A 21233-nucleotide genomic window follows, 5' to 3' on the forward strand; every position below is an offset into this window, starting at 1 on the left:
ATTCAGAAATTCCCGGTGAACCACTGTTTGATCCGTGCCAGGAGTGAATCTCCCGCAGACGGAGAGGAGCCGCCCCCGTGCCCCTTCTCCGCCTGCCAGAAGCCGTACATCAGCAGCCCCGCGCCGGTCGCGTACACCGGGGTGCCGATCACATCGCTCATACCCGTGACCCCTGAAGGTGTAGCCAGGCGCACGGGGGCGTGAAAGATTTCTTCCGCCAGCTCAACCGCGCCTTCCATCATGGAAGAACCGCCGGTCACCACGATCCCCGCCGGAATCAGATCCTCGAATCCGCTGCGCCGCAGCTCGGACTGGACCAGCGTGAAGAGCTCCTCGTAGCGGGGCTCAACCACCTCGGCCAGCGCCGCCCGGGAGAGATCCCGGGGCGCGCGGTCGCCCACGCCGGGTACTTTGATGGTTTCTTCGGCACCGGCGAGCTGTGTCAGGGCGCAGGCGTAGCGGGTCTTGATTTCCTCGGCGTTCTGCGTGGGGGTTCGCAGCGCCATCGCGATGTCGTTGGTGACCTGGTCGCCGGCGATCGGAATCACGGCCGTGTGCCGGATGGCACCGCCAGTGAAGATCGCGATATCAGTGGTCCCGCCGCCAATATCGACCATGCATACGCCCAGCTCACGTTCGTCATCCGTCAGAACCGAATAACTGGAGGCCAGTTGCTCCAGGATGATGTCATCCACATCCAGGCCACAGCGGCGCACGCACTTATCGATGTTCTGAACCGCGTTCACCGCGCAGGTCACAAGATGCACCTTGGCTTCAAGCCGCACACCGGACATGCCCATCGGCTCCTTGATGCCCTCCTGATTATCAATCACGAACTCCTGGGGCAGGATGTGCAGCACTTTCTGGTCCGCCGGAATCGCCACCGCCTGGGCGGCATCAATGACTCGGTCGATATCGGCCTGAGTCACCTCCCGGTCCCGGATGGCGACAATACCGTGGGAGTTCATACTGCGAATGTGACTCCCCGCGATACCGGCGTACACGGAATGGATCCGGCAGCCGGCCATGAGTTCCGCCTCTTCAACCGCTCGCTGGATTGCCTGAACAGTGGTCTCAATGTTGACCACAACGCCACGCTTGAGTCCACGCGATGGATGCGAGCCGATGCCGGCAATCTCAATGGAGCCATCCGGATTCTGCCTGCCGACCAGCGCCACTACCTTGGAGGTGCCGATATCAAGCCCGACGATCATGTTCTCTGTGTCTGCCGATGACATAATCTGAGTCCCGTGATTCAAGTATCTCTCCAGCGCACCGCAACCCCGTTGCCATAGCGCGCATCCACCCCGGTAATGTCCGGCGCCACAGGCGCCAGCCGGGATTCGTAAACCGTCATGAACCGTTCAAAGCGCTCCCGGACCCGGTCCCGGCCCAGTGAGACGCGGATGCCGTTGTCCAGAAGCAGCTCCCAGGCCCCCCTGGCCTCCAGGCTGACGCTTTCAAGCCGGACTCCCAGCGCCATCAACTGGCTGCGGAAGGCCCTGGTCCGCTCAAGGACCTTTTGCGAATGCCCCGCTGGTCCACTCAACCGGGGCAGATCCAGTGCGGCCGGCGACGCGGGCCGGAAAACCTCGCCTTCAGCGCTGAGCAGTGCCCGATCATTCCAGAGTGCAGCAGGTTCATGCTCACGCACGCTGACAGTCAGGGTGCCCGGCCACTCACGCCCTACGGCCGCGCTCTTAACCCAGGGCAGCATTTCAATCTGATCCTTGACCCTGGAGAGATCCGTAGCGAAATAGCTTGTTCCAATAAAAGGCTCCAGATGACTCTCCAGTGCCGGCTCCGTGACCCGCGTCAGATCACTCTGGACCTGGAGACTACTGAAATCCCGGTCCAGAAGCTGGACTCCCTGCCCGACAGCCCAGGGAAGCATCGCCGCAGCAAGCGCTACGACTATGCCGAGCGCAACCTGTCCCCAGGGCACGCGCTGAACAGCACTGCTTGCCATACGCAGGCCCAGGCGCAGTGCTGAGGGTTCCTCCACCATGGGGCTGGCGCCGCGCTGACGCGTAGTCTTGGCACGCGTATCGCGGACGCACAGAGGTGGCAGGATCCCTTTCATGGCTGCGCCTCCAGTGACTGTTCCAGAATCCGCACGCAAAGTTCACGGAATCCAATGCCGGCCGCCTCCGCGGCCATGGGGACCAGACTGTGATCGGTCATGCCGGGAATGGTGTTCACTTCCAGTAACCAGAACTCGCCCGCAGCATTCTGCATCACATCCACACGGCCCCAGCCGCAGCCGTCAATGACGCGGAAAGCGTCCAAAGACAGCCTCCGTATGCGCTGCTCGTCGCCTGCATCCAGGCCACTGGGCAGCATATAATGGGTATCGTCCGACAGGTACTTGGCTTCGAAATCATAGAAGGTGTGGTCCGTGGCCAACCCAATCACCGGTAGTGCCTGATCTCCCAGGATGCTGACGGTGTATTCGCTGCCGGTTATCCACTCTTCTACCAGCACCAGAGGGTCATACTCACAGGCCTGGGCGTAGGCGTCTTGCAGTTCGGCCACCGTTTCTGCCCTGCAGATACCGATGCTCGACCCCTCGCGAGCCGGCTTGATGCCGAGCGGAGCGCGCAGCTCGCCAAGGATGGCCGCCGCCTCATCTGCTGAACGCATGAGCCGGAAAGACGGGGTCGGAAGCCCGGCTCCCGCGAACGTATACTTGGTGCGCAGCTTATCCATACCCAGGGCCGAGGCGAGCACCCCACTGCCGGTATAGGGAAAACCCGCCTGGTCCAGAATGGCCTGAACGGTTCCGTCCTCCCCGCCACGGCCATGAAGAGCGATAAAGCACCGGTCAAACGTCTTTTCCGCGGCCAGCCTGAGAATCGCCGTGCCCTGAACGTCGACCGCATGAGCATCGACACCCGCTGCCCGAAGCGCGTCTGTCACCGCTTGCCCGCTTTTGAGCGAAATACTGCGCTCAGCCGAGTCACCGCCCATCAGGACGGCAACCTGGCCCAGCGCGCGCGCCTTTTCGCGACTGACATGGAATGGGTCAGTGACCGTCATGCTCACCCCCGCTGCCCGTCAGTCCATTCGCGGCCAGGCGTGCCGACAGGCCGCCGATATCGCCGGCGCCCTGTGTAATGAGCAGGTCACCAGGCTCCAGCAGATTGCCCAGAAGATCCTCGACCCGGTCCGTATCCTCTACGAAAACCGGATCCAACTGCCCCCGCTGGCGCATGCTGCGGCAAAGGCTGCGGCTGTCTGCCCCCGGGATCGGCTGCTCGCCCGCCGGGTAGACATCCAGCATCAGTAGCACGTCCACGGAGGAAAGCACGCGCACGAAATCCTCGTAGAGATCGCTGGTGCGGCTGTAGCGGTGCGGCTGGTAAATCATCACTATGCGACGCTCCGGCCAGGCATCGCGCACTCCCTGGATAACCGCCTCCACCTCGCGCGGATGGTGGCCGTAGTCATCCACCAGCGTGACCTCACCCCCGGCTACCGGGTATTCGCCGTAGACTTGGAAGCGGCGACCGACACCGGAGAAATGCGCCAGTGCCCTGAGGATGTCGTCATCGCCGACCCCTTCATCGGTAGCCACGGCGATAGCCGCCATGGCATTGAGGACGTTATGCCGGCCAGGCATACACAGCCGCACATCGAGATCCGCGTACCCTTCGGGACGTATGGCGCGGAACCCGATGCTGAATCCGTCAGTATCCACATCTGTGGCACGGTAGTCGGCATCCTCGCTGAAACCGTAAGTGATGACCGCACGCGAGATTCGATCCATCACTTCCCGAACCCGGGGATCATCGCAGCACATGATTGCCACACCGTAGAACGGCAAGCTGTGCAGGAACTCCACGAAGGTCTGCTTGAGCTTCTCGAAGTCGCCACCATAGGTGTGCATATGGTCCGCGTCGATATTGGTTACCACGCTGATCACTGGTGTCAGGTGCAGGAAGGAGGCATCGCTTTCATCGGCCTCTGCCACCAGATAGCGCGATCGCCCGAGCTGGGCATTGGTACCGGCGCTGTTGAGCTTGCCTCCGATCACGAACGTCGGATCCAGACCACCTTCTCCCAGAATGGAGGCGATCAGACTGGTGGTCGTTGTCTTACCATGGGTGCCTGCAACGGCGATACCATGGCGATAACGCATGATTTCAGCCAGCATCTCCGCCCGCGGCACCACGGGCACACGCCTTTCCCTAGCCATGGCGACTTCCGGGTTGGATTCGTCCACAGCACTGGAAACAACGACAACGTCGGCACTGGCACTGTTCTCGCCACGATGGCCAATGGCGATGCCGATACCCAGTCCACCCAGGTGTCGGGTAACGCCGCTTTCACGGATGTCGGAGCCTGTCACCTCGTAGCCCTGGTTGTAGAGCACCTCCGCGATCCCGCTCATGCCGGAACCACCGATCCCCACAAAGTGGATCCGGCGGATACGACGCATCTCGGGCACATCGTGAACCATGGGGCTGGTATTGCGCTCAGCCATGGGCCGCCTCCAGACAGTAATTGGCAACACGTTCAGTGGCGTCCGGCACCGCCAGCTCACGGGCCTTCGCCGCCATAGTGCACAGCGCTTCACGGTCTTCGTCGAGCCGCTTGATCTCGCGTGCCAGACGCGCTGCGTCCAGCTGCGACTGAGGCATCATAAGTGCCGCACCGGCATCGCTGAGGTAGCGTGCGTTCGCGGTCTGATGGTCGTCGACCGCATGCGGGAAAGGCACCAGTATTGATCCCACCCCCACGCAGGCAAGCTCTGCCAGTGTCAGCGCTCCCGCCCGGCAAACCACAAGGTCCGCCCAGCGGTAAGCCTCAGTCATATTCTCTATAAACACCACCACATCAGCTTCCAAACCGGCCTCAGCATAGGCCCGGCCGGTCTCATCCAGATGGTCCCCGCCACACTGGTGCCAAACCACCACCTTCTGATCATTACCTAGTTGCGCCAGTGATTGCGGCACGACTTCATTAATAGCACGTGCTCCCCGGCTGCCACCCAGAACCAACAGCTTCAGCCGCGCCTCGCGCCCGACCCGCTCCGCCGGCTCGGAAAGCTGTGTCAGATCCTGGCGCACCGGATTACCCGTGCAGCGGGTGACCGTTTTTCCACCAAAGGCTCCGGGAAATGCCTCCAATGTGGTCTCAGCCAGGTGCGAGAGCCACTGGTTGGTCATACCAGCGATCGCGTTCTGCTCGTGAATGACCAGCGGCCGACGCAGCAGCCAAGCCGCCAGACCGCCGGGCCCGGCCGTGAAGCCGCCCATCCCGAGCACGCAGTCAGGGCGAACGCGGCGCACCACCGCCAACGCCTGCCACAGGGCCCGGATCAGCTTCACTGGCGCGGCTAGGCGCGTCAGACCGCTTTTACCCCGCAGCCCCGAAACCTCAATCAGATACAAGGGAATGTCCTTGCCGCCAATCAACCCTTCTTCCATGCCGCCAGTGGCGCCCAGCCAAGCGACTTCATGCCCTTTCTCACGCAGCGCTCGTGCGGTGGCCAGCGCTGGGAAAACATGACCGCCGGTACCACCCGCCATAATCAGAAACCGCTGGCTCATGGCTCACCGCCCTCCTGCGCCCGCTGGTCTTCCACTTCCATCTGCACACGCGCGATAACGCCTATGGTCACGCAACTGATGACCAGACTGGAGCCGCCGTAGCTTACCAGCGGCAGGGTCAGCCCCTTGGTCGGTAGCAGCCCTGTGTTTACCCCCATGTTGATGTAGGCCTGGAGCGCGATAAGCAGCGTCAGGCCATAAGCCAGACAGGCTCCAAAGGTCATGCCTGCGTCTCGTGCCTGACGTGCGATGCGCAGACCACTCAGCACCAGCACGGTGAATGTCATCAGGATGCATAAGGCACCCAGCAGCCCGAACTCCTCGGCGGCGATGGCAAAGATGAAATCCGTATGCGCCTCCGGCAGATAGAACAGTTTCTGGATCGAGTTGCCTAGGCCCACCCCCGTCCATTCCCCGCGCCCGAACGCGATCAACGCCTGGGTCAGCTGATAACCGGAATTGAACTGGTCCTGCCATGGATCGAGATAGGCTACCAGCCGCTCGATCCGATAGGGCTGACTGAACAGGGCCGCTACGCCCAAGGCCAGGCCGGTCAGGCTCACCACCAGAAACCGGCCGACTCCGACGCCACTGACGAAAATGACACCAAAGGCAGCTGCCATCAGCACTACCACAGCGCCAAAGTCCGGCTGCGCCAGGAGAAGCACACTTGCTGCCCCCAGGACCGCCAGCGGCTTGAGAACGCCCGGCCAGGTATCCACCACTTCCGCATGGCGACGCACTACATACCCGGCCAGATAGACGACCAAAAGCCACTTGGCGGCCTCTGAAACCTGAAGGTTTACCGCTCCCATGGAGATCCAGCGCGTACTGCCATTGACCGTAATGCCAAGTGGCGTCAGCACCAGTATCAACAACGCAAAAGCGCCGGCCAGCCACAACCAGGCGCCACGCAGCCACCAGACCAGCGGAATATTCGCCGCTGCGAGTCCCGCCAGACAGCCCAGAACGGCATAAAGACTCTGGCGCAGCACAAAATAGAGCGGATTGCCATGGCTCTCAGCCGCAATGTCCATGGAGGCTGATCCGATCATCACGATGCCCAGTGTCAGCAGCACACCCGCGCTCAGAAGCAGCGCTGTAAGTTCGCGCCGCGGCACGCGGATGGGCATGGTTCCCACAGCCGCCGTCATAGCGCCTCCACTGCCCGCACGAAGGCCTCGCCGCGAGCCTCATAGCCGCTGTACTGATCCAGACTCGAGCACGCCGGAGACAGCAGGACCCGGTCACCGGGCCGGGCTTTTCCGGCGGCAACCGTCACGGCCTCTTCCATAGTGCTGACTCGGGTGCTCGCTGCCCCTGCGCCAAGCGCCTCTTCCAGGGCTGGGGCGTCCTGGCCCATCAGGACCAGATGGCGAACCCGCCCGGCGATTGCACTGACCAGGGGCGACAGATCCGCTCCCTTGGCGTCACCTCCGGCAATCAGAACCAACTCACCATCGCTGGGAGCCAGGCTTTCTATAGCGGCCTGAGTGGCGCCCACATTGGTAGCCTTGGAATCGTTCACCCACAACACGCCGTCGTGTTGCCGAATGGTCTGACTCCGGTGCGCCAGGCCCCGGAACCGGCGCGCGGCAGCAAGCATCGGCGCCATCGCCAGGCCGGCAGCATGGCCCAGAGCCAGCGCCGCCAGCACATTAGCAATATTGTGCATTCCGGCCACACCCAGCTCGCGGGCGTGCATCAGATTGGCCAGCCCCTGCGTGAGCCAGAGCCCCGTTTCATCCTCACGGGTGCTGAACACCCCCAGATCCACCCGGAAAAGGCCGAAGAAGTGCGGCACCATGCCCTCGTTGAGCAGGGGCTGGCTCAGGGGATCGTCCAGGTTTACCACAGCATTGCGCGCGCCCTGAAAGATCCGGTGCTTAGCCTGGAAGTAGCTCATCCGATCTGGGTAACGATCCATGTGATCGTCGCTGACGTTGAGAACAGTGGCCACCTCGGCTTTCAGGTCCGTGGTACGTTCAAGCTGGAAACTGGAAACCTCCAGGATGTAGAGCGCCACATCGGGCGCGACCAGATCCAGCGCCGGCGTTCCAAGATTTCCGCCCACTGCCGCGTTCACCCCGGCTTCCGCGACCATCTCACCAAGCAGCGTGGTGACCGTGCTTTTACCATTGGAGCCGGTAATCGCCACCAGCGGCGCATCCACCGCCTCGCGGAACAGATCGAGATCGCCGGAAATCCGGACACCCGCCTCGGCAGCCGCAGTAATCGCTGGCTCGTCCAGGCTGACCCCGGGACTGACAATCAGTTCGTCAAAGCTTCCAAACCATTCCGGATCAAACGCCCCGGTGACTACGTCCACCTCAGGCCAGTTCTCACGGACCTCAGCCAGGCCAGGGGGCTGGGCACGGCTGTCCGCCACGGCCAGCTGACGGCCCAGTGCATGGCAATGACGCACGCAGGACAGGCCGGTGGCTCCCAGCCCGACAATCAGTGTGCGACGGTCCGATACAATCAGTGCCATGACTGTCTGCCCTATCTCAGCTTGAGGGTCGCCAGACCCACGAGTACGAGAATGACTGTGATCACCCAGAACCGGACGATTACGCGCGGCTCGGGCCAACCCTTGAGTTCAAAATGATGGTGCAGGGGCGCCATGCGGAAGACCCGCTGACCGGTCAGCTTGAATGAAGCCACTTGAATGATCACCGACAATGTTTCAACCACGAAGATACCGCCCATGATGAACAGCACGATCTCCTGGCGGACGATGACCGCAATCACGCCCAGAGCCGCACCCAGCGCCAGTGACCCCACATCCCCCATAAAGACCTGGGCGGGATAGGTGTTGAACCAGAGGAACCCCAGACCGCCGCCAATCAGCGCCCCACAGAACACGATCAGCTCACCGGCGCCCGGCAGGCTCGGAATCTGGAGGTAGTCCGCGAAATTCGCGTGACCCGAAGCGTAGGCAAAGATCCCCAGTGCCGCCCCAACCATCACCGTCGGCATGATCGCGAGGCCATCGAGCCCATCTGTGAGATTCACGGCATTGCTGCTGCCAACGATCACCAGATAGCTCAGCAGCGCAAAGGTAACCGGCCCCATCAGCAGGCCGAACTCTTTGAAAAAGGGCATGATGAGCGTGATTTCCTGGGGAAGCGTGGCCGTAGCATAAAGAGCGACCGCTGCCAGGAAACCGGTTACGGACTGCCAGAGGTACTTCCAGCGCGCCGGCAGCCCTTTGGGATCGCGCGCCACCACCTTGCGGTAATCATCGATCCAGCCGATAGCCCCGAAAGCCAGCGTTACACCCAGCGTAATCCAGACATAACGGTTGCTGAGGTCCGACCACAGAAGAGTGCTCAGCGCCACCGCAACCAGGATGAGGGCGCCCCCCATGGTTGGTGTGCCCGCTTTGCTGAGATGGGTTTCCGGACCATCGTCCCGGACCGCCTGACCAATCTGGTACTGCGCCAGATGCCGGATCATAACAGGGCCAATCAGCAGCGAGACCAGCAATGCCGTCAGCACTCCCAGAATCCCCCTGAGCGTGAGGTACTGGAACACGGCAAAGCCGCTGATATACTGCGCCAGAAGATCAGTAAGCCAGACTAGCATGTGTCATTATTCCTCTCTGTGAGACGGGTCACCGCCCGATCCATGCCCGCACTGCGCGAGCCTTTGATCAGGATTGAGGCAACTTCTCCCATTTCATCCCACACCTGATCGGCCAGTGCTTCCGGCACATCACCGGTGTAGGTCCTGTTGCCGAAGCCGCCGGCGTAATCGCTGGCATGGCTGCCGGTGACCATGAGTCGTTCAATACCCAGCGTCCGGGCCATTTCACCCATCTCCCGGTGCTGGTTTTCTGCTTCCGCTCCCAGCTCGGCCATATCACCCAGCAACGCGAAACGCGGTGCCGGCATGGTAGCCAGAGTCCAAAGCGCGGCGGCCATAGAAGCAGGGTTGGCGTTATAGCTGTCATTAAGGATGCAGAGACCTGGCCGCAACCTCATGGGCTCCAACCGACCGCCCACCGCTGGTGTTTTCACCAGACCGGAAGCCACCTGATCCATACTCAGCTCAAGGCTGTGCGCAGCAGCCGCCACCAGCAGCGCATTAGCCACGTTGTGGCGGCCCGGAATAGGCAGTTGGATATCAGTAGCGGTGATCGCATAACCGACCAGCGTAAACGCGACGCCGTCGGCATCCTCATGAATGGATTCAGCCCGGAGACTGGCGTCCTGATCACCCGCAGCGGAAACACTGAGAACCCGGCGCATACCGGCGCGCGCACGCCAGTCCGCAAAAGCGGGATCGTCGTGATTCAGAATCACCGTGCCCTCATTACGCACGGAATCAATGATTTCTCCCTTAGCGGAAACAATGTTTGCCAGGCTGCCAAAGCCGTCGAGATGTGCCTCACTGGCGTTGGTGATAATACCCACATCGGGTGCTGCCAAAGAGCCGGTCCAGGCGATCTCACCCAATCCGCTGGCACCCAGCTCGACAACCGCGTAATCGGCATCCGGAGCCAGCCTGAACAGAGTCAGGGGCACACCGACATCGTTGTTCAGGTTGCCCTCGGTTGCCGTAACAGCACCGTTTTCCGCCAACACTGTCTGCATCATCTGACGCGTCGTGGTCTTGCCTGAACTGCCGGTAATTCCAACCAGTTTGCCCGGGTATTCAGCACGGTTCAGCCCGGCGAGACGCCCCAGTGCGTAACGGCTGTCGCGCACCTGGACCACCGGCATACCGGCATCCACTTGCTTCTCAGCAACAATGGCGCAGGCGCCTGCCCTCTGAGCTTCCCGGATCAGGTCATGACCATCGAAGCGTTCGCCACTCAGCGCCACATACAGAGCCCCTTGGGGCAGTGTCCGGGTGTCGGTACTGACGCGGCTGAAAAACAGGTTATCGCCCCGCAGAATGCCCTGGACCAGGGGCGTGATTTCCGCCAAGGAGAAGGCCCGCATCATGCTGCTTCCCCTCCTTCGCTGATCAGTCTGTGCACTACCTCGGCATCACTGAAAGGTATCCGGAAACCGTCACGCTCCTGAGTGGTTTCATGGCCCTTGCCGGCGATCAGCACCAGATCCGCCGGACCTGCTTCACGGAAGGCGGTCACAATGGCGTCCTCACGGTCATGGATCACACGGATGCCGCAGGTTCCGGCCATGCCGGTCAGGATGTCTTCAACGATGGCCTCAGGCGCCTCATCCCGAGGATTGTCATCCGTCAGAACCACTTGATCCGACAGTCGCTCTGCCACTTCGCCCATAGCGCCACGTTTGGCCTTGTCCCGATTGCCGCCGCAGCCAAAGACACACCACAGGTCACCGCCTGTATGAGGCCTGAGTGCTTCAAGCGTCTGCTCCAGGGAAGCAGCCGTGTGAGCATAATCGATGACCAGTTTCAGACCGCTGAGCGTACTCCGGGTTTCAAGGCGCCCGGGCGGGGCGTTCAGCTGGCAAGCCGCTGCCTCAACCACTGTGGTGGGAACCCCCATGGCCAGCGCCGCGGCACCGGCTGCTGCCAGATTCTCCAGATTGAAGTACCCCATCAGACCGGTCTGCAGCGTCAACCGCCCCATGCGGGTGTCGAGGATCGCTGCCATACCGTTCGCAGCAGCCCGGGCATTGCGGAGACGGCATTCGAGCTGTGGCGCGGTACGCCCGAAGCGCCAAAGGCCTATTTCCGGCGGCAGCTGCCCGACCAACCGCTGTCCGAAGTCATCATCCGCATTGACAACGGCCACTTGTGGCTCATGCTCTGTGAACAACCGCGCCTTGGCGGCCCCGTAGGCCGCCATGTCCGGGTGATAATCAAGATGTTCCGGAGAAAGATTGGTGAACACACCCGCATCAAACCGAACCCGGTCCACCCGGCCCTGCACCAGAGCATGGGATGAAACCTCCATGATCACGGCTTTTGCGCCCATATCCCGGAAACGGGCCAACAGACTGTGAACCCTGACCACATCCGGTGTTGTATGGCTGGCCGCCTCCCGGAATTCACCGAAGGTGTAACCGAGCGTTCCCATAGTGGCCGCTGGGATCCCGGCCGCCTCCAGAATGGCCGCAATGAAGCCAGCCACCGAGGTTTTGCCGTTAGTACCGGTTACACCGATCAACGTGAGATGGGCGGATGGCTGGTGATAGAAGTGGTCTGCAAGGCCCGCCATGGCGTCCGCCAGACCCGCAACGGGTACCAGTACCGCGTCGCGGTACTCCCTGGGTCTGCTGGGCGCGCGCCCGACACCGGTGTCCAGCAGGACGGCAGCTGCTCCGTTTGCCACAGCCTCATCGACATGCGCCCAGGCATCGCCACTGGCCCCGGCCAGCGCCATGAAGGCGTCGCCTGAACGGACCTGACGGCTGTCGGCGCTGAGACCATGGATCCACACGTCCAGCATCGACGGAATATCCACCCGGTCCCTTAAGAGACTCTTGAGGCTGTGTGCGACCTGGCTCATCCCTGACCCCCAGTGCCATCGGTGGCGTCGTCATCAGCCATGGAAGCTCCCCCGGCGGGGCTCACGTTCAAAAGCCGTAATGCATCACCCATGATGCGGCCAAAAATGGGCGCAGCGACTTCACCGCCGTAGTACTCCGTGCGCGAAGGCGCATCAACCGTGACCACGGTAACCACCTGGGGATCGTCAACCGGTCCCATGCCCGCAAAAAGGGCCTTGTACTGATCCGCCTCATAACCGCTGGCACCGACCAGGTGTACTGTGCCGGTCTTGCCCGCCAGGCGATAGATCCCTTGATCCGCACGCGCCCCGGTACCGTCTTCAACAACATCTGCCAGCATTGCCCGGACCTGGCGCGCGGTTTCCTTCGCCATCACGCGCTGGCCCTTGGGCGGCTCATCATTCTTCAGAAGGCTCACGGGATAACGGATACCGCCATTAGCCAGCGTCATGTAGGCCTGGGCCATCTGCAGCGCATTCACGCTGAGCCCGTAGCCATAGGAAAGCGCTGCCACCTCAACCGGGCGCAGATTGACACTGGCCGGCAGGATGCCAACGGATTCACCCGGAAAACCGATACCGGTGGATTGGCCGAAACCCACGCTGTAGAACAGGCTCTGGAGCTGTTCGCCCGACAGATCCGAGGCAACACGACTGATCCCCACATTGGATGAATGAACCACGATATCCGTTAAAGACAGCCGTCCGTAATCGCGGTGGTCACGGATGGTGTAGGCGCCCATCTGGCGATAGCCGGGGCTGGTGTTGACCATGGTCTCCGGTGTGAATTTCCCGGACTCAAGAGCCGCAGCCGCCGTAAAAGGCTTGACGGTAGAGCCCGGCTCATACAGATCCGTAATAGCCCGATTGCGGACTCGGGCGGGATCCCGCTGGTCACGATCATTGGGATTCAGCGCTGGCTGGTTGGCCATCGCGAGAACCTCGCCACTGTCGACATCCAGCATAACCACAGTGCCGCCCCGGGCTTCGTGTGCCTCAACCGCTGCTTTGAGCTCCCGATAAGCGAGATACTGGAGCCTCAGGTCCAGGCTCAGGGTCAGGTCATTACCGGGACGTGCCTCGCGAATCGGCCCCAGATCCCGAATGGTGCGACCGCGGTTATCCCGGAGTACGCGTTTACTGCCTTTTTCCCCCGCCAACCAATGGTTGTAGGAAAGCTCCAGCCCTTCCTGACCCTGTTCATCAATGTTGGTGAACCCAAGAACATGCGACGTCACCTCGCCGGCCGGGTAGTAGCGACGGTATTCGCGCCGGCTGTAAACGCCGGCAATGCCCAGATCCATAACTTCCCGTGCCAGAGAGGGCTGCACTTTGCGGCGCAAGTACAGGAATTCACGTTCACTGTTCTGTGCCAGGCGCTCGCGCAGCCGCGTTTCATCGAGATCCGCCACCTCCGCGAGCTGCCCGATTGCAGGAGCGCCCGGCTCCAGCTCTCCAGGATTGGCCCACAGGGTCTTGACCGGCGTACTGACCGCAAGTGGTTCGTCATTGCGATCGCGGATTACGCCGCGATTGGCATCAATAGGTTCAATTCGGGCGGTGCGCGCCTCACCCTGTTCGCTCAGAAATTCATGATCCAGGACCTGCAGCTGCACCAGCCGACCGGCAACAGCGCCTGAGGTGCCGATCACCGCAATCAGCACGAGCAGGTGCCGCCACGGTGCCATGGGCACGCGGTTATCGTTGCGAGCGGTCTGTTGGTGTTTTTGTCCCGCCATGAATCTACCGCGTTGTCACGACTACAATGTCATCGCGCGCGGGAACCTTCATATCCAGCTCCCGCGTCGCGCGCCCTTCCACATGGCTGTGCGCGCTGAGCGCACTCTGTTCCAGCAGCAGCTGTGTCCACTGCCGCTGATAGGCATCCCGCTCATCCCGGAGGTCGTTGAGCGTGCTGTAAAGACTTCTATTGAGATGGGAGGCATGCACCACCGCCAGCGCGGAGACAGTCAACGTCACCAGCATCAGCAGCGTTACCAGCACTCTAGAGTCCCAGAGCCCATGGAATATGCGTGCGGATATTCGCGCGGCGGCGTCCAGCACTTCGCGCCAGCGCAGCGCGCGTCCCCCGGTTTCCGGCCTGATCGTTGTGGCACCCATGTCAGGCCTCCCCGCCACTGCGACGTTCCAGCACCCGCATCACCGCACTGCGCGCGCGCCCATTCGCGCTGCGTTCAGCCTCTGATGCCTGGACCGCACGGCCAATGGTCCGGAATCCGGTTTCCTCCATCTCAGCGGTCACCGGCACACCCCTGGGTAGTTTCGGCCCCCGGCTGCAATCACGCATGAAGCGCTTTACCCGGCGGTCCTCGAGCGAATGGAAGCTGATAATCACAAGCCGACCGCCATCACTGAGATGATCCACCCCCTGGCGAAGAGCTTCATCCAGCTGTGGCAGTTCCTCGTTCACCCGAATCCGGATCGCCTGGAACGAGCGGGTTGCCGGGTGTTTATATCGATCCTCGAACGGCACGGCCTCACGGATCAATTCCGCCAGCTGCGCGGTGCGGGTAATCGGCTGCTGCCGCCGAACCTCAACGATGCGCCGGGCAATACGCTTGGCGAAGCGTTCCTCACCAAACTCACGCAGAACCCGCGCGATTTCCTTTTCGTCCTCCTGGGCCAGCCAGTCAGCCGCACTCTGCCCGGAATCCGGATCCATGCGCATGTCCAATGGTCCGTCATAGCGGAAGCTGAAACCGCGCTCGGGTTCGTCCAGCTGCGGCGAGGAAACACCCAGATCGAGAAAAACGCCATCCACCCAACCCCAGCCGGCATCCTGCAGAAGCCGGGACAGGTCTCCGAAAGCACCGCGCTGAACGCTCACCCGCGGGTCCTGCGCCGCCAACGCCTCTGCCACCTCAATCGCCGTAGGATCCCGGTCCACCACCAGAAGCCGCCCTGCCTCATTCATGCGTTCCAGAATGGCGCGGCTGTGACCTCCGCGACCGAAAGTCGCGTCCACATACCAACCCGCTGGCGTGGTGACCAACGCATCAATGGCTTCCTGTTGCAGTACGGACTCATGTGCCATGGCCATTCTCCAGCCCCTGTTTAAAGCGACAGGGACTTCATCTCCTCTGGGATTTCCTCATCGCCATCATCTTCCTCAAGCCACGCCATCCAGCGGTCCTCGCTCCAGAGTTCCAACTTACGGCCCTGACCGACCAGATAGAGCTTCTTTTCCAGGCCGGCGTAATCACGCAGCGGCTGCGGCACCAGAATTCGGCCCGCGCTATCCAGTTCCAGAGGAGTGGCATAACCAATAAGCAACCGCTGAGTGCGGCGCACTGCTTTGTTGAAGCTTGGCAACGCCTCGACCTTGGGCAGGATTTCTTCCCATTGCGGTTCCGGATAGACCAGAAGGCAGCGTTCCTCGGTGTGAGCAGTCAGCACAATACGACCACCACAAAGGCTCTCAAGGTCCTCGCGGACACGAGCGGGGATCGCCACACGTCCCTTAGCGTCCATACTGATCGCATGACTTCCGAGAAAGTTCGTCATGGCCGCTCTGCTACCCCGATCCAGTGGCCCGGATCACCACATGATCCCACTGCCACCACTCACAACCCACAAGACACCACCTGATGCCACTTTTTACCACTTGGCGACACTATAAGAAGACTCCCCAGGCAATGCAAGAAAACCCAGACGCCCTGGATTGGCAAAAAATGCCGTTGTGCCAGTGATTTAGAGGCCAAAGCGATGAACGTGAGGTAATAGCCGGATAACAAATGCCGCCTTTTCAGAAACCTGGAGGCAACTCCGAGAATTCACGTAAAGATCAAGAATTTTTCGCTATAGGAGAGAACTGGTCGATAGATAGATAGAATAGGAAGGGTGGCCCGGACTTCCGCCTGGGAAGCACCGGGGCCTGTTCGAGTCCGCCTGTAAGCCGGGTTCTGTCGCGTGCAGCCATTCCTCTGGGATCCGCGTCACCGCGGACCTCAAGCAGCCTACCCGAGTCCGGTGCGGGCCACACCCCTGGACTCCTATTTGGCCTTGCTCCGAGTGGGGTTTACCGTCGCCATGGACTGTTGCCAGCCACGCGGTGCGCTCTTACCGCACCTTTTCACCCTTGCCGTCGGCCCGTGGGCCGCTTAGGCGGTTTCCTTTCTGCTGCACTTTCCGTCGGCTCGCGCCGCCCAGGCGTTACCTGGCACTCTGCCCTGTGGAGCCCGGACTTTCCTCCATTACTACGCAAAGGCAGTAACAGCGACTGCATAGCGGACTCGGCGGGAAAATAACGGCTGACGGCCGCTTTTACAAGAGCTTTATTCGCGCTCCTGCAGTACCAGTGCCCGTTGATAGAGGCCACTGCGCCCCTGACCAGTAATCCGTGCCGCCATGCGCGCGGCATCACTCACACTCAGCCGGGTCATCAGCTCGGTGAGCAGGTGATCGGAGTTCACATCCAGCCCGGAGGAAGAGGCCGCGGCCCCTGCCACCATGAGCACAAATTCCCCTTTCAGCGGAATGAGGCCCTCGGCCACCTGCTCCGCCAGGTCCGCCACGGTGCCGTAGACCGACTGCTCGTGGGCCTTGGTGAGCTCCCGGGCCAAGGTCGCAGGGCGATCGCTGCCGAAGGCAGCCCCCATATCGCCCAATGTCCCCGCCACACGCCGAGGGGATTCATAAAAGACCATGGTGCGGGCTTCGCGAGCCAGTGCTTCCAAAGCTTTTCGGCGCGCCCCAGGCTTCGGCGGCAGAAATCCCTCAAACACGAACCGGTCGGTGGGAATGCCTGCTACCGCCAGAGCCGCCGTTACCGCACTCGCCCCCGGCACCGTTACCATTGGCAGGCCCTGTTCCCGCGCTGCCCGAACCAAGGTAAAGCCAGGGTCAGAAATCAGCGGTGTTCCCGCATCCGAGACCAGTGCCAGGCTCTCACCGTTACGCAACCATTCCAGAACCGGGGCCAGCTGACGGTCTTCGTTATGTTCATGCAGGGGGGTCAGCGTTTTGTGTAGATCCAAATGATCCAGAAGCCGTCGGGTCTGGCGGGTATCCTCGGCAAGCACTCGATCCACCCCCGCCAGCACCCACGCCGCCCGGGCGCTTACATCCGCGAGATTGCCGATGGGCGTTGCCACCACATAAAGGGTTCCTTTCTGTAAAGTCTCCGTCATGCTCAGACTGCCATTACCTGTTAGAATCACTGGATCGCACTGAAGCCGAACCACCTGCAACAACGCCAGCCGAGACGCCCATGAGAATCCGTTTGCCGGTCCTGACTGTTTTCCTGCTGCTGTTCATTGCCGGCTGTGCCGTGGAGCCTGTCTCCACGCCTGAACAGCAATCTCCCTCTACAGTTCAGGGACTGCTGGATGCCGCGTCGGATACCAATGATGCCAGCCTTCGCCGACAATATCAGCTCAAGGCGGCGCAAATGCTTCAATTCAGCGGCGAATACGCCAGTGCCCGTTCCTTGCTGCAGGTCCTAGAGTCGGAACAATTCCGGGACGCTGCCCGCGACCGCTACCTGTGGCTGCGTAGTCAGGATGCCGTCAGGCGCGGCGATACTGACCTGGCACAACGCCTGGCCGACCAGCTGGATCCAGCGTTGCCGCTGAGGCTGGGCCCGGACCGCCAGCCCAGTGCTTTTGCCGCGGTAGCAGGGGTCTACGAGCTTACTGCCCGTCACTTGCCCAACGCCCGGACGCTGATCCTCTGGCGTGGCAGTGACACCCGCCAGCCGGACCCGCTCAATGAGCGCATCTGGAGCGCTCTGCGGGAAGTGGGCCGCGATGACCTGGAACCGGTGGCCCAGCGCACTTCGGACTCAGAGACCCGCGGCTGGCTGGAGCTCGCTCTTGCCCTGTCGGCCCACAAGCAGCATGAAGTCGAGGCTAGATCCCGTGCCATAAGAGACTGGCGGCAGAGATGGCCGGATCATGATGCCGCTAACCCTTTCCCGGGAGAACTAGCACTGCTGCGCGAACTCGATGAGCTTCGCCCGGCTTCTGTTGCGCTGGCACTGCCGCTCAGTGGACCTCTTTCTGGTGCCGGGGAGGCCGTACGCGAGGGCTTCCTCGCCGCCTACTACCAGGATCTCGCCGACCCGGAACGATCAACGCCGGCTGTTACGCTTCATGACACCCACGCCACCACCTTCAGCGATATCTATGCAGGACTGCTCCAAACAGACCCGGATCTCGTGGTGGGCCCGCTCAGCAAGCAGGCCGTTCGGGCGCTGACCTCACAGCCCGCCCTATCAACTCCGGTGCTTGCACTCAACTATGACCGTGACGCCACCATTACCCCCTCAAACCTGTTCCAGTTCGGACTTGGCAGCGAAGATGAAATGCACGCCATCGTCCGGCGCCTGAGACAGGATGGCCACAGCAACATGCTGGTGTTTCTCCCTGAAGGAGACTGGGGCATCCGCATGGAGAAAGCACTCCGGGAAGCGGCTGAGAAACAAGGCATCAGATTGCTAGACACAGTCCAGTATGCCGAAGACAGCAACCTTAATCGGGTCGTTGCGGACGGCTTCCGCATCAACCAGAGCCGCCGGCGTGCCAATGCCCTTATGCGGCTGACTGGCACCACCATGCGCTTCGAACCGCGCCGGCGCCAGGATACGGACGCCTTAGTGCTGCTCGCGTCGCCCGAAAACGCGCGCCGCATCAACCCCCTATTCGCTTTCTATTACGGGGCCGATCTGCCGGTGTATGGCAGCTCCCTGCTTTATCGCGGCGCCCCGGATCCAGCCAAGGACAGCGATCTGGACGGTATCCGTTTCACCGATATTCCGTGGGTTCTCGGTGGTGCGCCATCGGAACGGGGAACCCTGAGAGCTCTGTTTCCTGGTCTGGGGGAACGCTATGACCGGCTTTTCGCTTTAGGTTTTGACAGTTACCGGCTGACTGACCAGATTCAGCTTCTCAGAGAGATCGAAGGTTACCGGGTTGAAGGGGTTACAGGTGTGATCCGAAACACTGGCAACGGCAGTTTTGAACGAACGCCGGAATGGGCCACCTTCCGCCAGGGCAGGCCGGAACCTCTTCCAGAGCCGCAGGTCGCACCCGGGAGAGCCGGTAAAAATCGGCAATGAACAGGGAGACACGGGGATGGACAGACGCAGCCAGGGAAAGGACGCAGAAACAGCAGCCGCCAACTATCTGGAGTCAGAGGGCGTACGCATTCTGGAGCGCAACTTCAACTGCCGCGCAGGTGAGATTGACCTCATCGGCCACGACGGCGACTCACTCGCCTTCATCGAAGTGCGTGCCCGCCGTGCAGATGCCCTTGTAGACGGTGCAGCCTCCGTCGACGAACGCAAGCGGCGTAAGCTGATCCGGGCCGCCCGCTTCTATCTTCACCGCCACGGCCTGGACAACTGCTTCTGCCGATTCGATATGATTGCGGTAACCATCACACCAGAGCAGCCCTACGGGTTCGAATGGATCACCAATGCCTTTGACGCGACACCATGAGTGACACAGAACAACGCTTCAACCAACATATTGCCAGCCACATGGAATGCGTCGGTGAAACCGCCAGCATTGTTGTCCCTGCTCTGGGACAGGCAGCCGAGGCCATTGTGGAAACACTGCTGAGCGAACGACAGGTGCTGGTGTGCGGCAGTGGCAAGGCCAACGCTTTCGCCCAGTACTTCGCCAGCTGCATGCTGGCCTACCATGAAACGGAAAGGCCGGCGCTTCCGGTAATGAATCTGGGTTCGGACGCCACCACAATGGCGGCTATCGGACTCAACAATCGGCTCCAGGAGGTATTCTCGCGCCAGATCCAGGCCCTGGGGCATGAAGGCGATTCCCTTCTGCTCCTCACTGATGACGGCAATCAATCAAGCCTGATCCAGGCCCTGCAGGCCGCCCACGATCGGGGCATCCGGGTTATCGCGGTGACCGGGCGCGCAGAGACGGACATGCATGCTCTCTTACACGAACATGATATCGACATCACCCTCCCGGACGTGGGTACGGCCGGCACTGCGGAACTTTTGGTGGTAATCCTCAATGCGCTCTGTGCTGAAATTGAGGCTCACCTGTTCAGTGATGGCTGAGTCCCGACTTACTTCACGACCTTGAGATTCGGGCGTTTCGAACCGGAATCCCCGGGAGTGTTACCGTCGCTGCCCTGTTCCTCAGAGGTACCCGAGGGATCATCCGGCGGCTCCGGGTCACCCGGTTCCTGCCCGAAGACCATGCCCTGCCCGTTTTCCCGCGCGTAGATCGCCATGACCGCGTAAATCGGAACATAGACGCTTACCGGTACGCCACCAAAACGCGCTGTAAAGGAAACCGCATCGTCACCCAGCAGCAACTCCTGAACTGCGGAGGGGCTGATGTTCAACACGATCTGACCGTTCGAGACATAATCCGCCGGAACCTGCACACCGTTCATTCCCGCATCAACTACCAGATGCGGCGTTGCGCCGTTATCCAGAACCCAGTCATTGAGGGCCCGAATCAGATAAGGTCGGCTCGATCTCATTACTTGCTCCCGGTCTGCCTGATCCTTTTCGGATCAGATTCGCATGTCTTCTTCGGCATCGGAGAGACTGGCTTTGAAACCCCGACGCTCGAAAAGCCGTTCCATATACCGCTCCAGCGGTTTTATACCCTTCCCTGGCAACTCAACACCAAGCTGCGGCAGGCGCCAGAGCAGCGGCCCGATGCAGCAGTCCACCATGGTGAACTCCTCACTGAGGAAAAAGGGCATCTCCTGGAATAGCGGCGCTGACCCTACGAGGCTCTCGCGCAACTCTTTGCGCGCCTGGTTAGCATCACTGGTGCTACCCCTTTCAATCCGGTCTACCAGCGAACACCAATCGCGCCCCACACGCCACATCATCAGACGGCTCTGTGCCCGCGCGACCGGGTAGACCGGAAGCAACGGTGGATGCGGGAAACGCTCGTCCAGATACTCCATCATGATGTTCGGTTCATAGAGCACCAGATCCCGATCCACCAGTGTTGGAAGGGCATTATAGGGATTGAGGTCAGCGAGCTCCGCAGGTGGATTTGAGGGATCCACATTCAAGACATCAACAGTCACTCCCTTCTCAGCCAGCACAATCCTTACACGGTGGCTGTAATGGCTTTGCGGATCAGAAAAGAACGTCATCGATGACCGTTTGGTCACAACAGCCATAGTATTACCCCATGATATCGCTGGTCGGGAAGAAGGGACGGAACGCAGAAGGCCCGGTACGATGTACCGGGCACTGGAGGGGGATTGTA

General features: G+C 61.2%; 20 protein-coding genes and 1 other RNA gene. 3 read left to right on the plus strand and 18 right to left on the minus strand.

The genetic code is table 11. The annotated features are described in order from the left end of the window. Nucleotides 1-2: 2 nt before the first annotated feature. The 16 genes from ftsA to rsmI form a co-directional block, all read right to left on the minus strand. Nucleotides 3-1238, minus strand: a complete 1236-nt coding sequence (gene ftsA / locus AAF659_RS13890; protein ID WP_349752378.1) for a cell division protein FtsA — start codon at nucleotides 1236-1238, stop codon at nucleotides 3-5. Between the two features lie 17 nt (nucleotides 1239-1255). Continuing rightward, complete coding sequence (locus AAF659_RS13895) at nucleotides 1256-2083, minus strand: cell division protein FtsQ/DivIB (protein WP_349752379.1); 828 nt, start codon at nucleotides 2081-2083, stop codon at nucleotides 1256-1258. Then, nucleotides 2080-3039, minus strand: coding sequence for a D-alanine--D-alanine ligase (locus AAF659_RS13900; RefSeq protein WP_349752380.1), 960 nt, complete (start codon nucleotides 3037-3039; stop codon nucleotides 2080-2082). The genes AAF659_RS13895 and AAF659_RS13900 overlap by 4 nt, the downstream gene beginning before the upstream one ends. Then, a complete protein-coding gene (gene murC, locus AAF659_RS13905; protein WP_349752381.1) occupies nucleotides 3026-4486 on the minus strand; it encodes a UDP-N-acetylmuramate--L-alanine ligase in 1461 nt (486 codons plus the stop codon). The genes AAF659_RS13900 and murC overlap by 14 nt, the downstream gene beginning before the upstream one ends. Beyond that, nucleotides 4479-5555: an undecaprenyldiphospho-muramoylpentapeptide beta-N-acetylglucosaminyltransferase gene (murG, locus tag AAF659_RS13910; RefSeq protein WP_349752382.1), complete on the minus strand. Its 1077-nt coding sequence runs from the start codon at nucleotides 5553-5555 to the stop codon at nucleotides 4479-4481. Before murG ends, murC begins: the two co-directional genes overlap by 8 nt. After that, on the minus strand, nucleotides 5552-6709 hold the full coding sequence (gene ftsW, locus AAF659_RS13915; RefSeq protein WP_349752383.1) for a putative lipid II flippase FtsW: 1158 nt from the start codon (nucleotides 6707-6709) through the stop codon (nucleotides 5552-5554). Before ftsW ends, murG begins: the two co-directional genes overlap by 4 nt. Then, entirely contained in the window at nucleotides 6706-8046 is a 1341-nt protein-coding gene (gene murD / locus AAF659_RS13920; protein ID WP_349752384.1) for a UDP-N-acetylmuramoyl-L-alanine--D-glutamate ligase, read from the minus strand. Before murD ends, ftsW begins: the two co-directional genes overlap by 4 nt. A gap of 11 nt (nucleotides 8047-8057) precedes the next feature. After that, a complete protein-coding gene (mraY, locus tag AAF659_RS13925) occupies nucleotides 8058-9143 on the minus strand; it encodes a phospho-N-acetylmuramoyl-pentapeptide-transferase (protein ID WP_349752385.1) in 1086 nt (361 codons plus the stop codon). Next, on the minus strand, nucleotides 9137-10507 hold the full coding sequence (locus tag AAF659_RS13930) for a UDP-N-acetylmuramoyl-tripeptide--D-alanyl-D-alanine ligase (RefSeq protein WP_349752386.1): 1371 nt from the start codon (nucleotides 10505-10507) through the stop codon (nucleotides 9137-9139). The genes mraY and AAF659_RS13930 overlap by 7 nt, the downstream gene beginning before the upstream one ends. After that, nucleotides 10504-12003, minus strand: a complete 1500-nt coding sequence (locus tag AAF659_RS13935) for a UDP-N-acetylmuramoyl-L-alanyl-D-glutamate--2,6-diaminopimelate ligase (RefSeq protein ID WP_349752387.1) — start codon at nucleotides 12001-12003, stop codon at nucleotides 10504-10506. The genes AAF659_RS13930 and AAF659_RS13935 overlap by 4 nt, the downstream gene beginning before the upstream one ends. Next, nucleotides 12000-13742 carry a peptidoglycan D,D-transpeptidase FtsI family protein gene (locus AAF659_RS13940; RefSeq protein ID WP_349752388.1) on the minus strand — a complete coding sequence of 581 codons (1743 nt, stop codon included), beginning with the start codon at nucleotides 13740-13742 and terminating at the stop codon, nucleotides 12000-12002. The genes AAF659_RS13935 and AAF659_RS13940 overlap by 4 nt, the downstream gene beginning before the upstream one ends. A gap of 4 nt (nucleotides 13743-13746) precedes the next feature. Then, the gene (gene ftsL / locus AAF659_RS13945; RefSeq protein WP_349752389.1) at nucleotides 13747-14124 is read right to left on the minus strand and encodes a cell division protein FtsL; all 378 of its coding nucleotides are present in this window, start codon (nucleotides 14122-14124) and stop codon (nucleotides 13747-13749) included. 1 nt (nucleotide 14125) lies between these two features. After that, on the minus strand, nucleotides 14126-15058 hold the full coding sequence (rsmH, locus tag AAF659_RS13950; protein WP_349752390.1) for a 16S rRNA (cytosine(1402)-N(4))-methyltransferase RsmH: 933 nt from the start codon (nucleotides 15056-15058) through the stop codon (nucleotides 14126-14128). A 20-nt stretch (nucleotides 15059-15078) separates the two neighbouring features. After that, on the minus strand, nucleotides 15079-15528 hold the full coding sequence (gene mraZ, locus AAF659_RS13955) for a division/cell wall cluster transcriptional repressor MraZ (RefSeq protein ID WP_349752391.1): 450 nt from the start codon (nucleotides 15526-15528) through the stop codon (nucleotides 15079-15081). A 371-nt stretch (nucleotides 15529-15899) separates the two neighbouring features. Further along, nucleotides 15900-16259, minus strand: an RNA gene (gene rnpB, locus AAF659_RS13960) — RNase P RNA component class A. A gap of 39 nt (nucleotides 16260-16298) precedes the next feature. After that, entirely contained in the window at nucleotides 16299-17153 is an 855-nt protein-coding gene (gene rsmI, locus AAF659_RS13965) for a 16S rRNA (cytidine(1402)-2'-O)-methyltransferase (protein ID WP_349752392.1), read from the minus strand. A gap of 80 nt (nucleotides 17154-17233) precedes the next feature. Between rsmI and AAF659_RS13970 the strand changes: the two genes are divergently transcribed. The 3 genes from AAF659_RS13970 to AAF659_RS13980 are packed head-to-tail and all read left to right on the plus strand — an operon-like array spanning nucleotide 17234 to nucleotide 20053. Continuing rightward, on the plus strand, nucleotides 17234-19081 hold the full coding sequence (locus tag AAF659_RS13970) for a penicillin-binding protein activator (protein ID WP_349752393.1): 1848 nt from the start codon (nucleotides 17234-17236) through the stop codon (nucleotides 19079-19081). A gap of 16 nt (nucleotides 19082-19097) precedes the next feature. Continuing rightward, on the plus strand, nucleotides 19098-19463 hold the full coding sequence (locus AAF659_RS13975) for a YraN family protein (protein ID WP_349752394.1): 366 nt from the start codon (nucleotides 19098-19100) through the stop codon (nucleotides 19461-19463). Then, on the plus strand, nucleotides 19460-20053 hold the full coding sequence (locus tag AAF659_RS13980) for an SIS domain-containing protein (RefSeq protein WP_349752395.1): 594 nt from the start codon (nucleotides 19460-19462) through the stop codon (nucleotides 20051-20053). The genes AAF659_RS13975 and AAF659_RS13980 overlap by 4 nt, the downstream gene beginning before the upstream one ends. Nucleotides 20054-20061: 8 nt before the next feature. On the opposite strand, the gene AAF659_RS13985 is transcribed toward AAF659_RS13980, so the two are convergent. Beyond that, complete coding sequence (locus AAF659_RS13985) at nucleotides 20062-20484, minus strand: ClpXP protease specificity-enhancing factor (RefSeq protein WP_349752396.1); 423 nt, start codon at nucleotides 20482-20484, stop codon at nucleotides 20062-20064. 33 nt (nucleotides 20485-20517) lie between these two features. Further along, on the minus strand, nucleotides 20518-21144 hold the full coding sequence (sspA, locus tag AAF659_RS13990) for a stringent starvation protein SspA (protein ID WP_349752397.1): 627 nt from the start codon (nucleotides 21142-21144) through the stop codon (nucleotides 20518-20520). Nucleotides 21145-21233: the final 89 nt, after the last annotated feature.

The organism is Salicola sp. Rm-C-2C1-2 (assembly GCF_040196175.1).
In the GTDB taxonomy this organism is placed as follows: Bacteria; Pseudomonadota; Gammaproteobacteria; order Pseudomonadales; family Oleiphilaceae; genus Halospina.